General features: G+C 63.9%; 22 protein-coding genes. 11 read left to right on the forward strand and 11 right to left on the reverse strand.

From position 1 onward, the window contains the following. Window positions 1-232: 232 nt before the first annotated feature. A complete protein-coding gene (locus tag AC0L2C_RS23715) occupies window positions 233-769 on the reverse strand; it encodes an Hsp20/alpha crystallin family protein (protein WP_023799044.1) in 537 nt (178 codons plus the stop codon). A 58-nt stretch (window positions 770-827) separates the two neighbouring features. Then, window positions 828-1292: an Hsp20 family protein gene (locus tag AC0L2C_RS23720; protein ID WP_473524592.1), complete on the reverse strand. Its 465-nt coding sequence runs from the start codon at window positions 1290-1292 to the stop codon at window positions 828-830. A 246-nt stretch (window positions 1293-1538) separates the two neighbouring features. On the opposite strand from AC0L2C_RS23720, the gene AC0L2C_RS23725 reads away from it, so the two are divergent. Then, window positions 1539-1757 carry a hypothetical protein gene (locus AC0L2C_RS23725; protein ID WP_023799042.1) on the forward strand — a complete coding sequence of 73 codons (219 nt, stop codon included), beginning with the start codon at window positions 1539-1541 and terminating at the stop codon, window positions 1755-1757. Window positions 1758-1889: 132 nt separating this feature from the next. Next, the gene (locus AC0L2C_RS23730; RefSeq protein WP_473524593.1) at window positions 1890-2147 is read left to right on the forward strand and encodes a DUF982 domain-containing protein; all 258 of its coding nucleotides are present in this window, start codon (window positions 1890-1892) and stop codon (window positions 2145-2147) included. Between the two features lie 114 nt (window positions 2148-2261). Here AC0L2C_RS23730 and AC0L2C_RS23735 read toward each other — a convergent pair whose 3' ends face one another. After that, a complete protein-coding gene (locus tag AC0L2C_RS23735; protein WP_091598882.1) occupies window positions 2262-2549 on the reverse strand; it encodes an usg protein in 288 nt (95 codons plus the stop codon). A 376-nt stretch (window positions 2550-2925) separates the two neighbouring features. On the opposite strand from AC0L2C_RS23735, the gene AC0L2C_RS23740 reads away from it, so the two are divergent. The 4 genes from AC0L2C_RS23740 (at window position 2926) to AC0L2C_RS23755 (ending at window position 5630) form a co-directional block, all read left to right on the forward strand. Further along, window positions 2926-3243, forward strand: a complete 318-nt coding sequence (locus AC0L2C_RS23740) for a co-chaperone GroES (protein WP_023799038.1) — start codon at window positions 2926-2928, stop codon at window positions 3241-3243. A gap of 57 nt (window positions 3244-3300) precedes the next feature. Further along, window positions 3301-4932, forward strand: a complete 1632-nt coding sequence (gene groL / locus AC0L2C_RS23745; protein WP_091598885.1) for a chaperonin GroEL — start codon at window positions 3301-3303, stop codon at window positions 4930-4932. 111 nt (window positions 4933-5043) lie between these two features. Beyond that, window positions 5044-5250: a hypothetical protein gene (locus tag AC0L2C_RS23750; RefSeq protein ID WP_473480833.1), complete on the forward strand. Its 207-nt coding sequence runs from the start codon at window positions 5044-5046 to the stop codon at window positions 5248-5250. 62 nt (window positions 5251-5312) lie between these two features. Then, window positions 5313-5630 (forward strand): DUF982 domain-containing protein, encoded by a 318-nt coding sequence (locus tag AC0L2C_RS23755; RefSeq protein WP_473524594.1) that lies wholly within the window; start codon window positions 5313-5315, stop codon window positions 5628-5630. A gap of 209 nt (window positions 5631-5839) precedes the next feature. Here the strand turns inward: AC0L2C_RS23755 and AC0L2C_RS23760 are convergent, their stop codons facing one another. The 8 genes from AC0L2C_RS23760 to AC0L2C_RS23795 all read right to left on the reverse strand — a co-directional run bounded on the left by AC0L2C_RS23760 (window position 5840) and on the right by AC0L2C_RS23795 (window position 13891). Then, entirely contained in the window at window positions 5840-6856 is a 1017-nt protein-coding gene (locus AC0L2C_RS23760) for an ABC transporter permease (RefSeq protein ID WP_023799033.1), read from the reverse strand. Next, a complete protein-coding gene (locus AC0L2C_RS23765) occupies window positions 6853-8424 on the reverse strand; it encodes a sugar ABC transporter ATP-binding protein (protein WP_473524603.1) in 1572 nt (523 codons plus the stop codon). The genes AC0L2C_RS23760 and AC0L2C_RS23765 overlap by 4 nt, the downstream gene beginning before the upstream one ends. 219 nt (window positions 8425-8643) lie before the next feature. Continuing rightward, complete coding sequence (locus tag AC0L2C_RS23770) at window positions 8644-9594, reverse strand: substrate-binding domain-containing protein (RefSeq protein ID WP_473524604.1); 951 nt, start codon at window positions 9592-9594, stop codon at window positions 8644-8646. A gap of 251 nt (window positions 9595-9845) precedes the next feature. Continuing rightward, entirely contained in the window at window positions 9846-11387 is a 1542-nt protein-coding gene (locus AC0L2C_RS23775) for a winged helix-turn-helix domain-containing protein (RefSeq protein ID WP_473524595.1), read from the reverse strand. A 63-nt stretch (window positions 11388-11450) separates the two neighbouring features. Beyond that, window positions 11451-11681 carry a hypothetical protein gene (locus AC0L2C_RS23780; RefSeq protein ID WP_023799029.1) on the reverse strand — a complete coding sequence of 77 codons (231 nt, stop codon included), beginning with the start codon at window positions 11679-11681 and terminating at the stop codon, window positions 11451-11453. Then, window positions 11665-12393, reverse strand: a complete 729-nt coding sequence (locus tag AC0L2C_RS23785) for a gamma-glutamylcyclotransferase (RefSeq protein ID WP_051407813.1) — start codon at window positions 12391-12393, stop codon at window positions 11665-11667. The genes AC0L2C_RS23780 and AC0L2C_RS23785 overlap by 17 nt, the downstream gene beginning before the upstream one ends. A 118-nt stretch (window positions 12394-12511) precedes the next feature. Beyond that, window positions 12512-13393 carry a DMT family transporter gene (locus AC0L2C_RS23790; protein ID WP_023799028.1) on the reverse strand — a complete coding sequence of 294 codons (882 nt, stop codon included), beginning with the start codon at window positions 13391-13393 and terminating at the stop codon, window positions 12512-12514. A 48-nt stretch (window positions 13394-13441) separates the two neighbouring features. After that, window positions 13442-13891, reverse strand: a complete 450-nt coding sequence (locus AC0L2C_RS23795) for a hypothetical protein (RefSeq protein ID WP_156942584.1) — start codon at window positions 13889-13891, stop codon at window positions 13442-13444. Between AC0L2C_RS23795 and AC0L2C_RS23800 the strand changes: the two genes are divergently transcribed. The 5 genes from AC0L2C_RS23800 (at window position 13881) to AC0L2C_RS23820 (ending at window position 20474) form a co-directional block, all read left to right on the forward strand. Continuing rightward, window positions 13881-15320 (forward strand): LuxR C-terminal-related transcriptional regulator, encoded by a 1440-nt coding sequence (locus tag AC0L2C_RS23800; protein ID WP_023799026.1) that lies wholly within the window; start codon window positions 13881-13883, stop codon window positions 15318-15320. The genes AC0L2C_RS23795 and AC0L2C_RS23800 overlap by 11 nt on opposite strands. An 87-nt stretch (window positions 15321-15407) precedes the next feature. After that, entirely contained in the window at window positions 15408-15632 is a 225-nt protein-coding gene (locus tag AC0L2C_RS23805; protein ID WP_023799025.1) for a hypothetical protein, read from the forward strand. Window positions 15633-15886: 254 nt separating this feature from the next. Further along, window positions 15887-18367, forward strand: a complete 2481-nt coding sequence (gene ligD / locus AC0L2C_RS23810) for a DNA ligase D (RefSeq protein ID WP_023799024.1) — start codon at window positions 15887-15889, stop codon at window positions 18365-18367. Window positions 18368-18456: 89 nt separating this feature from the next. Beyond that, entirely contained in the window at window positions 18457-19371 is a 915-nt protein-coding gene (gene ku, locus AC0L2C_RS23815; RefSeq protein ID WP_023799023.1) for a non-homologous end joining protein Ku, read from the forward strand. A 14-nt stretch (window positions 19372-19385) separates the two neighbouring features. Then, window positions 19386-20474: a tetratricopeptide repeat protein gene (locus AC0L2C_RS23820; protein WP_287378003.1), complete on the forward strand. Its 1089-nt coding sequence runs from the start codon at window positions 19386-19388 to the stop codon at window positions 20472-20474. The last annotated feature ends 141 nt before the right edge of the window (window positions 20475-20615 follow it).

Genomic DNA, 20615 nt, shown 5'->3' on the forward strand with positions numbered 1-20615 from the left:
CGAAAGCCCGCCACCCCAAGGGATGACGGGCTCCGTAGCCTGTGCGCCAGGAACGCCACGGTAGCGACGCTGCTACTCAATGCTCCGTAGATACTCACTATGCGGCCTTCGCCCCGTCAGGCGCATCGGCCGAACAAATGAAGCCCGTGCCTTTGGGCGGAGCGCGCGGGCCGATCGGGATGCAGCCCGATCTGCAGCCGGGCGCGGCTGGCGCGTCCGGCTGCCGATGTCGTCAGTGCTTGCTCTTGCCGGGGCTGGCGGCACTGCCACTGATGGCGATGCGCTTGGCTTTCGTCCGTGCGCGCTCCGTCTTGGGCAGCGTCACGGTGAGCACGCCGTTATGGAAGGCGGCGTTCACCTTGTCCTCCTCGACCTCGTAGCCGAGCGGGATGCGGCGCTCGAAGCGGCCGTAGAACCGCTCGGAGAACTGCCTGTCCTTGTCTTCGGTCTCGGAGCGCTTCTCGCCACGCAGCGTCAGCACGCCGTCATCGAGCATCACCTCGACGTCCTTTTCGTCCATGCCGGGAATTTCCGCGGTCACGCGGATCTCCTTCTCGCCGTCGGCGATTTCAACGCTCGGCCAGCTGCCGCGCGCCGACGAAAATCCGCTGAGCATCGGCATGCGCGTTTCGAAGCCGCGGAAGGCGTCGTCGATCAGGCGGTTCATCTCGCGATGCAACGCCATGAACGGGTCGCGGTCCTCGTCACGATAGAAGCTGGGAACCGGACTGTTCTCCCGGCCCCAGGGTATGAGATCACGAATAGCCATTGCTGTTCTCCTTTCTCGACTGGTTGTGTCAAAGGCGAACGCCAGAGATCGCCTTCGCTCAGGCGGCCTGCTTCGGCTTCTCGACCTGTCCGGCCTTCGGCGCGCCGTCTTGCTTGGCGATCGTGATGCGACGCGGCTTCATCTCTTCGGGCACTTGGCGCACGAGGTCGATCGTCAGCAGGCCGTTATTAAGCGAGGCGCCGGTGACCGTCATGTGATCGGCAAGCTCGAAGCGCCGTGTGAACGGTCGCACCGGAAGGCCGCGATGGAGATATTCCACCTCGTCCTGTTCCTTGCGCTCGCCCGAGACGATGAGAAGGTTCGGCTCGTGGCTGATGTCGAGGTCGTTCTCGGAAAAGCCGGCGACGGCGATCCTCACCCGATAGGTGTTCTCGTCGCTTCGCGCGATGTCATAGGGCGGCCAGGTTTCGACTGCCTGAGGCGCGTTTTCCAGCAAGTTGAAGATGCGGTCGAAACCGATGCTCGACCGATAGAGCGGGGAAAAGTCGAATGCGGTTCTCATAGCTACATCCTCCGTGGAGCAACATAGTACGAGGGACGCCAAAGAGCTTGGCGCTCCCTGGGTTCTGCCGGTCCCATTCGGCAACCGGCAATTTTCATTTGGTTATTGTCAGGCCGAAATCAAGACCCAGATTCTGTCCCGCTGCCAGAATTTTTGTTGCCAGATTGTACTGGCCCCGATTGTGCTGGCAATGCCGGTTTCAACCGACGTTTGAGGGTCGCGCCGGCACGCCGCATGGAGGACATCATGACCATGACACGCGACGACATCATTTCGGTGCTGGGCCCGGTCGACGACGCCGTGATCGCCGACATCGCCTCGACCGGCGCGACGATCGAAGAGTTGCGCGAGGCCTTTGCCTGGGTCGGCGCCGATGAGGCGCTGGTCAACGAGGGCCGCCCGCTGCCGTCGGCAAGGGTGGCGACGCTGATCGGGCTTCTCGAACCGCCGGACGACGACATATAGCGCCGGGTTTCGGCAAGCAGACTGGGAGACGGGGGAGGTCTTGAAGCGTGCAGCCATACGAACCATCTCGTCAGTCGGGCGCCGATCGGGCCGCCTTCCTGGTTATTCTCAAAAAGAAAAAAGGAGGAAGTGATGAACGACGTCCCATTCTCCGAGCCGATCACGCTCAAGCTCCAATCCGTCGGAGAGCGCAAGGTCGCCAGCAGCTGGGAAGCCATCGAATGCATGCAGCGATGGCCGGACCGGGCGCGCGGCCGGAGCTGGCGCGCAGCCTATCGCGCCTGCCGCGACGCGCTCGACGGCTGGCGCACCGCCCGCGAGGCGCGAACCGCCTTCGTCAAGGCGGCGCGCACCGCCGGACTGCTGGTCACGGGACGTAAATCCACCTGAACGCCAATCCACCTGAACGCCAATGAACCTGAAGCCGGGGAACCTGAAGCCGGGGCGGACGCGCTGTGCTGCAGAGGCGGCGCCATTCATTAAAAGCGCCGCCTTTTTTCTATTTCACTGCAGCGTAATGACGCCGTCCACCGCCCGCCATTCGGAGGGCTGAATCAGACGGTGATGGGCGACGCGCACAGAATGCAGCGGGCCCTCGATCTCACGTTCCCAAAATTCAAGGAAATGCTTCAGCGTCGGGAAATCCGGGGCGATGTCGTATTGCTGCCAGATGAAGAGCTGGAGCAGGTCCCGATAGTCGGGAAGACGATAATGGATCTCTGCCGTCGTCAGGCCAAAACCCTGCATCTGGAGCCGGAACTCGTTGCTGACCTGGAACTCATTACCGACCATGCCCGTCTCCTTTCCGAACGATCAGGCGTCCATCCTCCGCGGGGGAAAACGCTTCCACTTCCTCATCGGTTCCGGCCGCCGGCAGACGGTGCCGGGATCGACGATGATGTCGGAAGGTTGCGCCCCGATTTCAAGCCGCATCCGTCGTTTCAAATCCTGGAATAGCGCCATTATTACAGTGTGTTATTACGGTGCGTTGGCACTCGACAACGGCGAGTGCTAAAATTTTTTCGGCGTCCTCTTGAAAGGCTGGATAGGCAGACTAATTCGATAGGCGCGTGATGCCTGAGCAGGGGTCGCGCACCGTCGCACCGACCCATTGGTCGGCTGCGAAGGGAGGTCCAAGAAAATCTGTTTGTCCTATGAGGAGAACGACATGGCGTTCCGTCCATTGCATGACCGTATCCTGGTCCGCCGCATCGAGGTCGACGAGAAGACCGCGGGCGGCATCATCATTCCTGACACAGCCAAGGAGAAGCCGCAGGAAGGCGAGGTCATCGCCGCCGGCCCCGGCGCGCGCGACGATAGCGGACAGCTGCAGCCGCTGGACGTCAAGGTCGGCGACCGCATCCTGTTCGGCAAATGGTCGGGCACCGAGATCAAGCTCAATGGCGAGGACCTGCTCATCATGAAGGAAAGCGATGTGCTGGGCGTGATTGAAATGACCGACCAGATAAAAAAGAAGGCCGCCTGAGCGGGGCCTGAACAAGCCATCAGTCAACGTAAGCTGCCTATTTGAAGGAGTTATCCAATGGCTGCCAAGGATGTGAAATTCCATACCGAAGCCCGCGAGAAGATGTTGCGCGGTGTCAACATCCTCGCCGACGCGGTGAAGGTGACGCTCGGTCCCAAGGGCCGCAATGTCATCCTCGACAAGTCATTCGGCGCCCCGCGCATCACCAAGGACGGCGTTACCGTCGCCAAGGAAATCGAGCTTGAGGACAAGTTCGAGAACATGGGTGCGCAGATGGTGCGTGAGGTCGCCTCGAAGACCAGCGACGTCGCCGGCGACGGCACGACGACCGCTACCGTTCTGGCGCAGTCGATCGTCCAGGAAGGCGCCAAGGCGGTTGCCGCCGGCATGAACCCGATGGACCTGAAGCGCGGCATCGACAAGGCGGTCGACGCCATCGTCGCCGAACTCAAGGCCAATGCCCGCAAGGTGACAAGGAACGACGAGATCGCCCAGGTCGGCGCCATCTCGGCCAATGGCGATGTGGAGATCGGCCGCTTCCTCGCCGAAGCGATGGAAAAGGTCGGCAATGAGGGCGTCATCACGGTCGAGGAGGCCAAGACCGCCGAGACTGAACTCGAAGTGGTTGAGGGCATGCAATTCGATCGCGGCTATCTCAGCCCTTATTTCATCACCAACCAGGACAAGATGCGCGTCGAGCTCGAAGAGCCCTATGTGCTGATCCACGAGAAGAAGCTGTCCAACCTGCAGGCCATGCTGCCGGTGCTCGAAGCCGCAGTGCAATCGAGCAAGCCGCTGCTGATCATCGCCGAGGATGTCGAAGGCGAGGCGCTGGCGACGCTGGTCGTCAACAAGCTGCGCGGCGGGCTGAAGGTTGCCGCCGTCAAGGCGCCGGGTTTTGGTGACCGCCGCAAGGCGATGCTGGAAGACATTGCCATCCTGACCGGCGGCACGGCCATCAGCGAGGATCTCGGCATCAAGCTCGAAAACGTCACGCTGGAGATGCTCGGCCGCGCCAAGAAGGTGCTGATCGAGAAGGAGAACACCACGATCGTCGATGGTGCCGGCCGCAAGGACGAGATCCAGGCACGCATCAGCCAGATCAAGGCGCAGATCGAGGAGACCACCTCCGACTATGACCGCGAGAAGCTGCAGGAGCGGCTGGCCAAGCTCGCCGGCGGCGTCGCCGTCATCCGCGTCGGCGGCTCGACCGAGGTCGAGGTCAAGGAGCGCAAGGACCGCGTCGACGACGCCATGCACGCCACCCGCGCTGCGGTCGAGGAAGGCATACTGCCTGGCGGCGGCGTGGCGCTGCTCAGGGCAGCGAAGGCGCTCGACAATGTCGCCGTCGACAACCCCGACCAGAGGACCGGCGTCGAGATCGTGCGTCGGGCCATCGAGCAGCCGGTGCGCCAGATCGCCGAGAATGCCGGTGCGGAAGGCTCGATCATCGTCGGCAAGCTGCGCGAGAAGACCGAATTCGGCTATGGCTGGAACGCCCAGACCAATGAGTTCGGTGATCTCTACGCGCAGGGCGTGATCGACCCGGCCAAGGTGGTGCGCGCCGCTCTGCAGGACGCCGCGTCGGTGGCCGGCCTGCTGGTAACCACCGAGGCGATGGTGGCCGAGAAGCCGAAGAAGGAAGCTGCCGCACCGGCAATGCCCGGCGGTGGCGGCATGGACTACTAAGGTCAGGCCTCCAAAGCGAGGCTTCTGAACGGCAGATGGACCGTGTCCGCCAAAGCGGGCACGGTCTTGCCGGTCCGGGATTAATGCGGAGCAGGTGTTGCGATGGATGTGATGGACAGTTTTGGAAAGATCGCGGCGCCGACCCGCCCGAAGAACGATTTCAACTATGAAACCGATTGCAGGGCGGCGCTGGCGCCCCTGGTCGACGGCTTGCTGGGCATGGCCGAGCAGGCCGGCTGGGATCGCCGCAAGGCGGCCTATACGCTGATGTTCCTGTCGGCCCAACGCGTCGGGGCCGGCCAGGAGGAGCGTAAATGATGGTCGCGCGGGCGCGCATGCCTGCGCCTGTTGGAGACAGTTGAACCGGAAAGGAGAGTGTCATGGACCGTTCTTCTTTTGAAAAGCCGGTCACCATCCTTACCGGCCTCGGCACGCCGACCAGGATAGAAAGCGCGGCTGAGGCCTATGCGCTGCTTGCTGACTGGCCGCGGGCGAGCCGGACGGCCGCGCATGACATCGCCGCCAACGCCTGCCGGGCGGCGATGGACGGAGAGATCGACGCCGAGACGGCGCGGGCGACCTTCGTGGCGTTCGCCCGCCGCAACGATCTTCTCGCGCCGCTGACGAGTTCTACCGTTGCCGGCGGGACAGTCATCGATTGGGCAACGCGTTCGCAGCGTCTCAACGCACCGGCATGAACGCGGCTTTTCCCCAAGTTGGAGAATGGCGAAAGCCGCAGCAACATCCAATCTCCCCCTCAAGGGGGGAGATTGGCAGCTTCGCCGGTAGCGTTATTCTGAGATTGGCGAAAGCCGAAGCGACATCCAATCTCCCCCTTGAGGGGCAGATGTCCGGTAGGACAGAGGGGGTACTGTCCCGCCGACCTAGGTCTGTATTGCCCCTCGGACTACCGCCTTACCCGCGATTTCAGCCAGCGGTCGAAGGCCACGGCGAGGATCAGGATCAGGCCGATGACGATGCTTTGCGTGTAGGACGAGACGTTGTTGAACTGCAGCCCGTTCTGCAGCACGCCGATCAGTGCCGCACCCACCACCGTGCCGCCGACCGAGCCAATGCCGCCGAACAGCGAGGTGCCGCCGATGACCACCGCCGAGATCACCGTCAGCTCGTAGCCGATGCCGGCGACGGCTTCCGAGGAATTGAGCCTGGCCGATAGCACGAAGGCGGCAAGGCCGGCGAAGAAGCCGACGATGATGTAGACCGAGATCAGGATGCGGTCGACGCGCAGGCCGGACAGCCGCGCCGCCTCGGCATTGCCGCCGACGGCGTAGACGGCGCGGCCGTAGCGCGTGTAGCGCAGGACGATGTGGCAGAGGATCGCCGCCGCCGCGAAGATGATCGCCGGCACCGGCACCGGGCCGATCAGCCCGGTGCCGAACCAGCGCATAGAAGCGTCGAAGCCGGAGATCGGGCCGCCATTGGAGATCGTCAGCGTCAGGCCGCGAAAGACGGTGAGGCCGCCGAGCGTGACGACGAAGGGCGGCACTTTCAGCCGGGTGATGGCAAAGCCCTGGACGCCGCCGGCCAGGGCGCCGACGACGACGGCAGCCAGAAGGGCGGCGAACCACCCATAGCCTTGTGCGCCGGACGTCGACAGCGACAGCGTGTTGGCGGTGCCGCCCTTGGCCACCACCGCCGCGACCATGCCGCAGAAAGCCAGCAGCGAGCCGACCGACAGGTCGATGCCGGCGGTGAGGATGACGAAGGTCATGCCGAGCGCGATCAGCCCGGTGATCGAGATCTGCCGCATGATGTTGAAGATGTTAATCGGGTCGATGAAGCTCGGCTTCAGCACGGTGAAGACGACGATCAGCAGCGCCAGGAACATCAGCGGGCCGAAGCTCATCAGCAGGCGCGCGACATTGATGCCGCCGCGCTGGCTCTGTTCGGTCGTGCTGGTCATTGCGTCGCTTCCTGCGTTTGATCGAGCGCCATCAGTTCCATCAGTTTTTCCTCGGTCGCCTCGATGCCTGGCATCTCGCCGGTGATGCGGCCGCGCCGCATGGTGACGATCCTGTCCGAGACCGCAAGCACTTCGGGCAATTCCGACGAGATCATCATGATGGCGATGCCGCGCCCGGCGAGTTGCACCAGGATCTGGTGCACCTCGGCCTTGGCGCCGACATCGACGCCTCGCGTCGGCTCGTCGACGATCAGCACCTTGGGGTCGCGCGCAAGCCAGCGGGCGAGGATGACCTTCTGCTGGTTGCCGCCGGACAGCCCCTCGATGGGCTGCTCGGGCGAGGCCATGCGGATCGACAGCGTTTTTCTGTAGCTCGCCAGCGCCTGGCGCTCGCGGCGCTCGGCCATGAAGCCGAGAGCGTTGGAGTAGCGGCCGAGCGCTGCGACGGAAAAGTTGGTGAGAATGCCGAGCGCGGCGAAGATCGCCTGATGCTTGCGGTCTTCCGGCACCAGGCCGATGCCGAGGGCGATGGCGTCGGCGGGTGTTTCAGGTGCGATCGTCTTGCCGTCGAGGGTGATGGTGCCGGCGGCGATGCGGTCGGCGCCGAAGATGGCGCGGGCAAGCTCGGTGCGGCCGGAGCCGACGAGGCCGGCGACGCCGAGGATCTCGCCCGCCTTGAGGTCGAGATCGATGCCTTCGAGCACGATGGCGTGCGGCGCCTGCGGATCGCGCACCGTGCGCAGGCCGCGCACGGAAAGCCTGACGTCGCCGGCGACATCGCGCAGCGTCGGCCTGGCATAAAGCTCGGACGCGGCGCGGCCGACCATTTTCTCGATGATTTTCGGCAGCTTGATCGGCCCGCCATCGCGGTCGAGATGGCCGGCCAGCCTGCCGTCGCGCAGCACCGTCATGCGGTCGCAGATCGCGGAGGCCTCTTCCAGCCGGTGGGTGACGAACATGATGGCGACGCCGTCCTTGCGCAGCCGGCCCATGATCGACATCAGTTTTTGCACTTCGGTTTCGGTCAGCGCCGAGGTCGGCTCGTCCATGATGATGAGCCGGCTCTTCAGCGACAGCGCGCGGGCGATCTCGACCAGCTGCTGCTCGGCCACCGACAGCGCAGACACCGGCGTCGCCGGGTCGAGGTCAAGGCCGACGCGGGCGATGATCGCGCGCGAGTCTACCTCCATCTTCCGCCAGCTGACCAGGCCGAAGCGCCCGAGCGGCGCGCGGCCGATAAAAATATTCTCCGCCACGGTCAGCGTCGGGATCAGGCTCAGTTCCTGGTAGATGGTGACGATGCCGAGGCGCTTGGCATCCTGCGGATTGTGCGGATTGAATTCTACGCCGTCGAAGACGATGCGGCCGCTGGACGGCGGCATCACGCCGGACAGGATCTTGAGCAGCGTCGACTTGCCGGCGCCGTTCTCGCCGAGCAGGCCGAGGATTTCGCCGGGCGGAACCTCGAGCGAGACATCGCTCAGCGCGGTGACGCCGGCAAAACGCTTGGTCACGCCCTCGACGGCCAGGAGGGGGGTATTGGGCGACGCAGTGGCTTCGGCTGGCAAAAGTTTTCCCTCGATGCAGTTGTTCACGCCGCGCTTGAACACCCCCTCTGTCCTGCCGGACATCTCCCCCTCAAGGGGGGAGATCGGATGTCATGGCCGCTTTCGCTAATCTTCGGCGTTGAAGAAAGGGCGACGCGTTGAAACTGCCAATCTCCCCCTTGAGGGGGAGATGGCCGGCAGGCCAGAGGGGGTGCTTTCCCACCGGCCTCGCCAATTGGCCTACTTCGTCTCGCCCAGCCTTTCCGCCTTGTCGAGATTGTCCTTGCCGATGACGATCGGCGTCAGCAGCACAAGCTTTTCCTTCGGCTCGGTCTTGTCCCTGGCATAGGCGACGGCGATCTGCACCGCGGTGCGCGACTGCTCGCCGGGGAACTGTTCGACGGTGCCGGCCAGCTTGCCGTCGCGCACGGCGACCAGCGCTTCGGGAAGCGCATCGAAGCCGTAGATCTTGACGTCGGTAAAGTTGCGCGCCGCGCAGGCTTCGACCGCGCCAAGCGCCATGTCGTCATTGGCGCAGATGATCGCGTCGGGCTTGCCGTTGGCGGCAAGGCCGGCCTCGGTGACCGAGAGCGCCTCGGCGCGGGCGAAATTGGCGGTCTGCTCGAAGATGATCTGGTACTTGTCCTTCATCGGATCGAGGACGTTGTGCACGCCCTTGTTGCGGTCGATCGCGGGCCCAGCACCGGGCTGGCCCTGCAGATGGAAGATCTTGGCGCCGTTCGGGAAAGCCGCCACCATGGCCTGCGCTTCGGCCTCGCCGCCCTTGACGTTGTCGGCGCCGACATGGGCGAGGATGCCTTCGACCCCGTCGACGCGGCGGTCGATGGTGACGACGGGGACGCCGGCCTGGATCGCTTGCTCGATGGCCGGGGCCAGCGCGTTAACGTCGAGTGGCGAGATGACGATGGCGTTGATCTTCTGCACGAGCGCTGCCTCGATATCGGCGGTCTGCTTGGGCGCCGAGTTCTGGCCGTCGCTTTCGACAAGATTGACGCCCTGCGCCTGCGCTTCCGCCTTGATCTGGTTCAGCATGTGCACGAAGAACGGAAAGCCGAGGCTCGGCACCGAACCAAGGATGGTCAGCTTGTCCTGGGCGAAAGCCAGTTGCGGAGCGGCCAGCGCCATCGTGCCCATCGCCACGGACGACAGCAGGAATTCACGTCTGTTGATCAATTTAGTCTCCTCCCACATGAGCGCATGAACCGAAAACCGGTTCCGGTTTTCCGAAAATTCCTGCGTCGATCCAGAAATGGAGTGTCCTTTGAGCGCCCAAGGGGACGCAACGGCGCTCCAGCCGGTCCACCGCGACGTTCTCCTCCGCTCGGCGCCGGCGGGCGGATGCTAGCCAAGGCCGGAGATTTGCGCAAGAACGGGCGGATCCGACACAGGGCCGCGTCACGCGCCCAACGCTCCGATGCTGCTCATGGTGTTGTCGGCAATTGCGCTTCATCCCATCCGGCCAACTCGAGACCGGATCGTATCCGCTCCCGATCTTCCGAGCGCATCATATGAAGGTCCGCCATGATTTCCTGCACGGTCAGCCCGGGGTTTAGGCGACGGCCCTCCCTGGTGCAGGCCCTTGCCTTGTCGATATTGCCGTCAAGCGCGTGACAAGCCGCCAGCCGCGACCATTGCCAGGCACTTTTTCGCGGAAGGCAGGAAAAAGACGCGGCCGCTTCCGGGTAGCGGCCAACGACAAGCAGGGCCTCACCCCGGTCGTAATAATACCAGGCGGGATGCATCGGATTGAGTTGAATCGCCTGGTCCAGCAGCACCAGGCCGGTCTCGCCATGACCGCGTATGACCTCGAAGAAGCCCGTCTGGGCCAACGTGTCGGCATCATAGGGGTTCAGATCCAACGCGCGCGCGAAATGGCGTGCGGCGGCGTCGAATTCGGCCAGGTAGAGGAGGATCAACGCCAGGATGCGATGGCAGCGTGCCTCGTCCGGGCTGAGTGCAGTGGCGTGCAAGGCCCGGTCCCGAGCCTGATCGAGCAAGGCGCGGGGCGCACCGCCATAGCCGCCTATGATTGTGTCCGCCAAGGCGAGATAGGCGTGAGCGAGCCCCGAATCCGGATCGCGTTCGAGCGCCTTCAGCAAATGTTCGCGGGCCTGCTGGTTGACACCCTCGCCATAGCTGCGCAGCAGTGCCATGCCGCGCAGGATATGGACGTAGGCCTCAATGTTGGCGGCGGGCGCGGGGGACATGCGCCGCATCGCCGCGCTCTCGATGTTGGCAACCAGCGCGGTCGCGATCCGTTGCGCCACCATCCTTTGAAAGACGAAGATATCGCTGGTCCTGAACGAAAATGCCTGCGCCCAGATGCGCCGGCCGGACGATGTCTCGGACAGCACGACATGCGTGCTGTAACCATCCTCAGCGCTCTCGACGCTGCCTTCCGCAACATAGTCGGCGCCGAGACGCTCAGCAGTCGCCCAGATGTCCTGGTCGGAATGTTCGGCAAGCGCGAAGGCCGAATGGCGCGCCAGCACCGCGATGGTCTTGAAGTAGGAAAGCGCGTTGATAATCTCCTCGACCGCGCCGTCGAAGAGCGGCTTTGCCGTCGCATCGTCAATGTTAACGCGAAACGGCAGGATGGCGACCATCGGCTCGGGCGCTCGTTCAATCTGAACCGCAGCGCTGGCCGGCGGCAGCGAAGCGGACAGATCGTCGGCAGCCTGGAACATGTAGCCGCGCCGGGGCACGGTGCGAACCAGCGACTGCGTCTCGTCGCCTATGCATTTGCGCACATCGCGAATGCATTGCGTGAGCGAATCCTCTGTCACGATGGTGTTGGGCCAGACCGCTTGGAACAGTTCGTCCTTGCTCAGCACACGGCCGGGATTGCGCACCAGGAAGGCCAGCAGCTCGAAGGTCTTTGGCCGCACCGGCACGATCTCGCCGTCACGCCGCAATGTGCCGCGGTCGAGATCGAGAACCGAGCTGCCGACCTGGTGTGCCAAGCTCCTGCACCACCGCTGCGCCTGATTGCGCAACGATCATCGGAGCCGCATAAGCCGGTAAGGTCAAGCCCGAAAGATGCGGGAAAGGCGCTGCCACAGGCGCGGCCTCGTTTCAGCAGGAATCGTTTCGGCAGGAATCCTGGCTGTCTCACTCGGCATCAGTCGGTCGAGATAGTGCAGCATCTGGGCCGTTTCGCCGCCACAGAATTCAACGTTGCCCGTCGACAGGATCCGGTGCACGGCTTCCCGTGCCAGAACCGACGGGGAGAATGGTCCTTCAGCCTTCGCATGCATAATCGATCTCCACGGTTGGTGCCGGCAAGGGCGTGCCGGATTGCAATGATCCGAGGTAGGCGGCGACCTTGCCTTGCAGCCGCCATAGCGTGGCGTCGCGGATGTTGCGGGCTTCAAGCTGAACGACGGTCCGGCGCAGATAGTCGGCGCAACTTCCGATGTGGCCCGCGGCGAGCGACAGGATTTCCACTGTGGTCTGCTCGGGCAGGTCTGCTGCATAGGCGGGGCCACTCCGGTCGGCGACGAAGGCGATGGCCCGCAAATTCCCAGCCGCGCCTCGAACGGAAACCCAGCGCGGAATGTTGGTCGGCGGGTTGGCGCTCATCTCCCGGCGCAGCAGCCGGTCGATTGCCGCGTCGATATCAAGGTCGGGGAGACGATAGACGACACCGCGGCAGCTGCCGCCGCGGTCGAGCGCAAGCATCAGCCCGGGCCGCTCGCGCGTGCCGCGCCAGCGGGTCAGCCACAGCGAAAATCGCCGATGCCAGCCATGCACGGTTGCCGGTCGCTCCTCGACGAATTCGAAGCAAGGGTTCCACAGCAGGGAGCCGTAGGCGAAAACCCAGACGTCACGCGGGCGTCCCGCAAGCAGTTGCTTGCGAATGCCGACATAGTCGCGATCCTCCAGATTGCGCAGTCCAGGCGCCGGGCCGGCGTCTTCGATCTTGCGATCGATCCTGGCGAGGAGGTCTTCTGTCAGGGCGATTGTCATGGTCGCTCATCGGGTTTGTCTCCCGGGAGCATCGCCGCGACAAGGCATCCGCGTCCTGAACGGATGCTGATATTGTGCTGAAATCGAATGGAGCCGCAGCGCCTGGTCTCACAATCTCTCAGTCTGCCACCGCCGGCTTGCTGATTTTATCGGTTGTCAGCGACAGCAACGTGATTGATCCAAATATGACCGCAGCACCGGCTGCTCCGGTCGGCGACAGACGCTCGCCCAGAAATATGGCGGCGCCAACCGCTCCGAACACGCTCTCTGCGCTGACGATCACCGCGGCATGGCTGGCCGAGGTGAAGCGTTGAGCGATCGTCTGCATGCCGAAGGCGGCCCCTGTCGAGAAGATGCCGAGCACGGCGAGTTCCGGGGCGGCATCGCTGATGGCGGCCAGCGACAGATTACCCAAAAGGGCGCCGAGCGGCAGCGTGATCACGGCGGCGCCGAGAAATTGCGCGGCAGCCGCTGCGATCGGCGCGCCGTGGGTCTGCATGTGGCGACCAAGCTCCACCATCCACAGCGCGTAGCACGCGGCCGAAAGTGTCGCAGCGAGATCGCCCTGGCTGAAGCTGGTGATCAAGCCTCCGGACAGCAGCAGGACACCGGCCAATGTCATGGCAGCCGCAAGCCCGCCGACAGCAGTCGGGCGCTCGCCAATCAGCAACCAGGCCGCAAGCGGTGTCATCACCGTTGCGGTGCTCACCAGGAAACTCGCATTGGTAACCGACGTGTCGAGATAGGAGACCTGCTGGATGATGATGGATATCGAGAACAGAGCGCTGACTTTGGCGAGGCTGATCCAGTAGCCTGGCCCGGATTTCGTTCCCCATTCGAGCCCCGTCAGCGGCGCGACCATGAGCCCCGCGATCAGGCAGCGCATGCCCACGGCGCTGAGCGGATCGAGATGATCCAGCACAGTCTTCTGCGCAACATTGCCGAAGCCCCAAAAGGCAGCGGCAAGCAGAAGCAGACAGTTGGCCTGCACCTTCGACATATCGATGTCTCGGCAAAGCTTGCGCCGCAAAGGGCGGATCGCTGGTTGCTAGCGGGCGGCGAGCTTGTCCCACCGCTTGCAATACAGGCGGACGCCGACGGGCATGATCTCATAGCCGGCGTCATTCAACTGGAGCTTCATCTCCTCGAAATGCCGCTTTGAGCCGCTGACGATCGATTCAGGCGTGTAGTCCCAGCCGTTGCGGGCGGCATTGGCCAGGATGTCGGCATAGAGGCGCATGCTCGTGATTTTCACATCCGATTCCAGCACCTGCCTGCATCCTCTTGCGAACGACGGCGACTGGGCGGCGGAAAAACTCAAGATCGTGCATGCCAGCATTATCGAAACAGGACGCATGGAAACCTCCCCCGGATTGCCGCTTTTTGCGGCAAACGACCTTGCAATTTGTGCGCCTGCGACGGGATCGGGCAGATGCAGTATTCGGCCTCCTGCATTTGTAGTATTCTGTCCTGGGACGGGTTCCACCATGACGGTCAATGACGCTTCGAAAGCGCAGACGCTCGATGCCTTGTCGGGTCGCGAGCGCGCGGTCGCGGAAAAATTCGCAACCGGCATGACCTATCGCGAAATCGGCAATGCACTTTTCATTGCCCCGACCACTGTTCGCACCCACCTTGCGGCCATCTACGAAAAACTTGGCGTGCGCACCAAGATCGGACTCGCGGCGTATTTTGCCGGCGCTTCCGGCGCTCGGCCGGGCGGGCAGTCACCCCCGTCGGACGCTCCGCCGGTGCTCGCCATATTTCCGATTGAATGCCTGAATTCCGAAGAGCGCTGGAACCGCTTTGCCGACGGCCTGTCGTCAGACATCACCATCAACCTGGCGCGATACGCGGGCCTGCCTGTCATCGCCTTCCACACGATGAAATCGCTGGGCAGCAAGCCGGCCGATTTCGCGGCGGACGGCAAGGCGCTCGGCGCCACCTATTTCGTATCGGGCCAGTTGCGTGCGGACGACCAGAGGATTCGCTTGACGATAGAGCTTGCCGATGCCCGTAGCGGCGTCGACCTGTGGAGGGAGCGCTACGATCGCCCGGCCGAGGACATTTTCGCGCTGCAGGACAGCCTGACCGAAAGCATCATCAATGTGTTCGCCGGCAGTTATGGAACGCTGGCCACGGTCGGCCGCAACGCGGTTCGCCGCAAGCCGCTGGCCAGCTTGCGGGCCTACGATTTTTATCTGCTTGCCCTCGAACAGCACACCATGTTCAGCCGCGCCAGCAATGCCGAGGCGATCCGCTTGTTTTCCCGCGCGCTGGAGCTTGATCCTACCTTCGCAAACTGCTGGGCCGAACTCGCCTACGCCTATTCGATCGAGGCCTGTAACGGCTTTGGCGACGACGTGCTGACGTCGATCGAGAACGGGTGGATCACGGCCGAAAACGCCTTGCGTCTCGACCCGACGGACAGCTGCGCTCACGCATGCCTTGGCAATGTCAGGGCATGCCTTGGCGATCTCGAAGGAGCGGAGCGCGCGCACCGGCGCGCTCTCGAATACGGCTCCAACCACGCCGGCATACTGGCGCTGCTGGCCGGCAGCAAAGCGCTTGTCGCCGGTGATCCAGCCGAGGCGATCCCGCTCATCGAGCGTGCCATGCGCCTCAATCCATTGGCCCCGCCCTGGTATTTCGGCATGCAAGGCCGCATCCTGTTTGCCGCCGGCAGGCATCGGGAAGCTGTCGCGGCGCTCCGCAGGAGTTCGCCGGAGTCGCCGGACGTGCTGATGTTCCTGGCGCTTTCGCATGCGGCCATGGGCGAGACCGGCGAGGCGGCGCGCGCCGCGGCCCGCTTGAGAGCCGAATTTCCAGGCTTTTCGGTCGAACGCTTCATCGCAGGCTATCCGGTGGCCAACCGGGACGCCTTGCTTGCCATCCGCCACGCTGCCGAGCTGGCGAAGCTGCCGTAGGCAAGTTGAAAAATTGACACAACCGTCTGTCTCGGCCATCCTTATGCCAGCCGTCTTCTCCTGCGGCGGCGTGTGTATGAGCAGTCCATGGCCAGTTCCGTCACCAGCCAGAATTCCAAGCGCGCTGCAGTGCGCAGGGCGCTCGGCCGCCACAAGGTCTACATCACCGCACAGAGCTTTTCCGCCGGCGCCTACAAGGCGCGTGTCCTGGTCGACGGCGAGGCTTATTGGGTCGACGAATTCCGGCTGAGCCAGCTCCAGCAGGGTCTGTCGCCTGCCGAGCTCGAATTGACGCCGGCCACCGACGATTGAGCTGCGTGAGCGCCGCTGCGGTGGAATTTTGATGCTGGCGGGACAGCGCCCCCCTCTGTCCTGCCGGACATCTCCCCCACACGGGGGGAGATCGGCAGCGTCACTGTTGGCGCCCTCTTTGCGACGTCGGAGATTGGCGAAAGCATTCGTGACATCCAATCTCCCCCCTCGTGGGGGAGATGTCCGGCAGGACAGAGGGGGGCGCGAAGGAATGAGACGCTGGTTGCTGACTGCCGCGCGCTTCGATCTTTGACATGCCAGCTCCTTCAAAACTCAAGGCCTATCGCGCCAAGCGCGAATTCAGCAAGACGCCGGAGCCCGCCGGCGGGCCGGTTGCCGCAGAAGGCAATCGCTTCGTCGTCCACAAGCATCATGCTACTGCCGACCATTACGATCTTCGCCTGCAGGTCGGCGATGTGCTGAAGAGCTGGGCGGTGCCTCGCGGCCCGTCGCTCAATCCGGCCGACAAGCGGCTGGCGGTCGAGACCGAGGACCATCCGCTTGAATATATCGACTTCGAAGGCGTCATTCCCGAGGGCGAATATGGCGGCGGGCCGATGATCGTCTGGGACACCGGTGTCTGGGCGCCGATGGACGATGTCGAAAAGAGCTTGCGCACCGGCTCGTTCAAATTTCGTCTCGCCGGCGAGAAGCTGAATGGCGGCTGGATGCTGACCAGGCTGAAACCGAAGCCCGGCGAGGATGAGGGCAAAAAGAACTGGCTGCTGTTCAAGGAGCGCGACCTCGCCGCCGACGCCAGGCTCGACATACTGGAAGCCCGGCCGGAAAGCGTCAAATCCGGCCGTCGCATCGAGGAGTTGGTGGCAAAGCCTGCCGCAAGGCCTGCGAAACCGGTGGCATTGAAACCCGGTGCGCTGCCGGGTGCGGTCAAGGCGCCGCTGCCTTCCCGGATCGAGCCGCAGCTGGCCACGCAGGTTCCGAAGCCGCCGGGCGGCGAAAGCCCTGCCGAAAAAACGCGCGAAATCTGGCTGCACGAAATAAAATTCGACGGCTACCGCACCATGGCACATCTGGCCGACGGCGCGGTCAAATTGATCACCCGCGCCGGCCTCGACTGGACCAGGCGCTATGGCGACCTGCCGCTCGCCTTTGCCAGGCTGCCCTGCCGCGATGCAATCATCGACGGCGAGGTCGTTGCGCTCGACGCCAGGGGCGTCAGCCGCTTCGCGCTGCTGCAGGAGGCATTGGCGCAAGGCGCCGGCAACAAGCTCCACTTCTATGCCTTCGACCTGTTGTATCTCGACGGCTGGGACCTGACAAAAGCGCCGCTCGGCCGGCGCAAGGCGCTGCTGTCGCAATTGCTGTCCGGCCTGGGCGCCAACTCCGCCATCCAGTTCTCGGACCATGTCGAAGGCGATGGCCAGGCGCTCTACGACCAGGCCTCCGAGATGGGGCTGGAAGGCATCGTCTCCAAGCGCGCCACGGCGATCTACCAGAGCGGCCGCACCAAGACGTGGACCAAGACCAAGGCGCTGAAGACCGGCGATTTCGTCATCGCCGGCTACACCACCTCCGCTGCAGCCGAGGGGCTGGCCGCACTCGGGCTCGGCGAATTCGAGGATGGCGAGCTGCACTATCGCGGCAAGGTCGGCACCGGCTTCGACGCCGCCACCGCCACCGCGTTGCTGGCCCGGCTGGAGCCGCTGCGCGCCGGCGCGTCTGCACCCGAAGGCGTTCCACGCGAGATCATGCGCGAGATGAACTGGGTGCGGCCGCTGCTTTCGGCCCATATCCACTATGCCAACCGGACCACCGACAATGCGCTGCGCCATGCCGTGTTCCGCGGACTGCGCGACGTCGGCCTGTCGACGCCTGTATCGGCCAGGCGCAAGCGGCTGATCGCCGAGGCCGACCTCGCCACGATATGGGTGACCAACCCGACGCGGCGGCTGTTCGGCAGAACCGGACCGACCAAGCTCGATATCGCCGTCTATTACGCGCTGGTCGGCGACTTCATGCTGCCGCATATTTTGGGCCGCCCGGTGTCGCTGGTGCGCTGCCCGACCGGCAAGCCGCAGGACTGTTTCTTCCAGCGCCATGCCTTCACCGGCATGCCGAAATCGGTGGCGACTTTCGAGGCGACCAATTCCGAGGGCGAGACCAAATCCTACCTGTCGGTCGAGGACGCCAAGGGCTATCTGGCGCTGGCGCAGTTCGGCGTCGTCGAGTTCCACACCTGGGGCACCCATCGCACTCGGCTCGACAAACCCGACCTGATCGTCTTCGACCTCGATCCCGGCGAGGGGGTTAGCTGGCGCGAGGTGGTCGAGGCGGCGGTGCATATCCGCGCCGAACTGGAGGCGATGGGGCTGGTGCCGTTTGCCAAAACCTCGGGCGGCAAGGGCATCCACATCTCAGTGCCGGTGACGCAAAAACAGAACTGGAAAAAGCTGCACCAGGCGACCAGCGCCATCTCCTCGGCATTGGCCGCCACGGCGCCCGACACCTTCACCACCACGATGGGCAAGGACAACCGCAAGCGGCGCATCTTCATCGACTTTCATCGCAACGCGCGCGGCCACACATCGGCGGCACCTTACTCGCTGCGCGCCCGCACAAACCTGCCGGCCTCGACGCCGGTGAGCTGGTCCGATCTGGAATCCATCGACGCTCCGGAAGATTTGAATTATTCTTCACTGCCGGGCCTTCTGGCCACCTCCGGCGACCCCTGGGCCGACATGGAAGATTTCGCTAGGGATTTGCCGGTATTGTGAGGGCGATGTAGGTTTTGCGCAGCGTCGTTCGTCCTTTGGACGAAGCGCTGCGAACAGTTCGACAGTGCACGGCCGCGTAGGAGAGTTTCATGGCGCCCAGGGCAAGTTGGAAAGGTTACCTCAAGCTCAGTCTCGTCAGCTGTCCGGTCCGGCTGTATCCGGCGACGAGTGCCAGTGAGCGCATCAGTTTCAACCAGCTGCACAAGGACACCCACAACCGCATCAACATGAAGCCGGTCGACCCCGAGCTCGGACTGGTCGAGCGCTCGGATCTGGTCAAGGGCTACGAATACGAGGACAAGCAGTATATTATCATCGAAGATGCCGACCTCGAGGCGGTGCGCATCGAATCCAACCACACGATGAACATCGAGGCTTTTGTCGACGAGCATTCGGTCGACGTCATCTACCAGGACGCCCCCTACTATCTGGCGCCGGATGGCGCGATGGCCGAGGAAACTTTCGCGGTGCTGCGCGAAGCCATGCGCAAATCCGGCAAGCTGGCGATCGCACGGCTGGTGCTGTCCAGCCGCGAGCGCGTGGTGACGATCGGGGCGCGCGAGAACGGCATGTTCGTCTGCACCTTGAGGAACCCGAACGAAGTGCGCGGCACGGCTGAATATTTCGGCAATATCCCGGCCGGCAAGCCCGACCCGGAAATGCTGCAGCTTGCCGAAGCGCTGATCAAGCAGAAGGAAACCACCTTCGATCCGAAGAACTATGAGGATCGCTATGAGATCGCGCTGATGGCGATGATCCGCGAGAAGCTCAAGGGTCACAAGCCGATCATTGCGGCCGCGCCCGAGCGCGGCAACGTGATCAACCTGATGGATGCCCTGAAGGCCAGCCTGTCGCAATCGGCCAAGCCGCCGGCCAAGAGCAAGAGCAAGGCCGATGAAGCGGCGAAACCGGCAACGAAATCCGCCAGGGGCGGCGCCGGCGCGGCCAAGGAAAATCCGCTCAAGGCCAATCTGCTCAAGGCCGTCGGCAAGAGCAAAGGGTGACAGCGCCCACCGGTATGATTTCCGGCAGCGTCTTCGGCGCGATCGGCGCGCTGGCGGCGTTCCCGCTGAGGCTGGCGGCGCGTGAAGTCGAGCGCCGGCAGGGCCAGTTGCGACGCGGCGTCAACAGGCGCACCAGCCATGTCGTGTTCGGCCGCAAACTTCTGGCCAAGGCCGGGGATGCCGAGATCGAGCGCCGCGTCGCCGCCGAGCGTGCGGCCGGGCGCAAGCTGATCAGCGAAAACGGTTTTTTGCGCCTGCTCGGGCTGATCAAGGCGCCAGAGGCCTCGGCGTTGTCGCGGCAGTCGCTTCTCGATCAATCGCGATTGGCCGCATCCGACCTCGACCTGTTGTCGCTTTTCGATGCCTTTGAGCATGATTGCGAACCCTATTCGTTTCGCGATTTGATCCTGGCCCGCAAATATGCCGGGCTGGTCGCCGGCGGCGCCTCGTGGGGGGCGATCGCGCGCTCGGTGCACCGCTGCGGTCCGGTCGCTTCGCTGACCGCCAAGTCGCTGAATGTCGGCTCGCAGCACGGGCGCGCCGATCAGATCTATCTCGAGGGCGGCCAGAGCGAACTCGACGGCCAGCTGCTGTTCGATCTGGGAACGCCTGACGATGACACGCTGGAAGAACTGTTCGCCGATGCTGAAGCCGCGGAAGAGGCTGAAGACCACGAACAGGCGGCTGCACTCTACCAGCGCTGCCTTGCCATCGATCCGAGCGATGCGATCGCCGCCTTCAACCGCGCCAACTGCCTGCGCGCCGCTGGACGCGCGCCCGAGGCGGCGCACGACTATGCCCGCGCCATCAAGTGTGACCCCGGCTTTGTCGAGGCCTGGTTCAATCTGGCCGGGCTGATGAGCGATGAGGGTCGCGAGGCCTCGGCGCGCCGGAATCTGCAGAAGGCGATAGCGCTCGACCAAAACTATGCCGATGCGGTGTTCAACCTGGCAAGGCTGGAGTTCGACGCCGGCAACCTCGCCGAGGCGCGGCGGAACTGGGCGCGCTATCTCGAGCTCGACGCCGGCTCCGAATGGGCGCGGATGGCGGCCAAGGGTATTCAGTTCATCGATTTGCAGCTGGCGCACAAATCGGCGGGGTGAGGGCTCGTTTGGTCGCGCTTGAACACCCCCCTCTGTCCTGCCGGACATCTCCCCCTCAAGGGGGGAGATTGGCTGTCACCGACGGTTTCGCCAACTACCACCGTTGGGGAGTGGGCGGGGAGACGAAGCTGCTAATCTCCC

It is taken from the genome of Mesorhizobium sp. WSM4845, assembly GCF_055811455.1.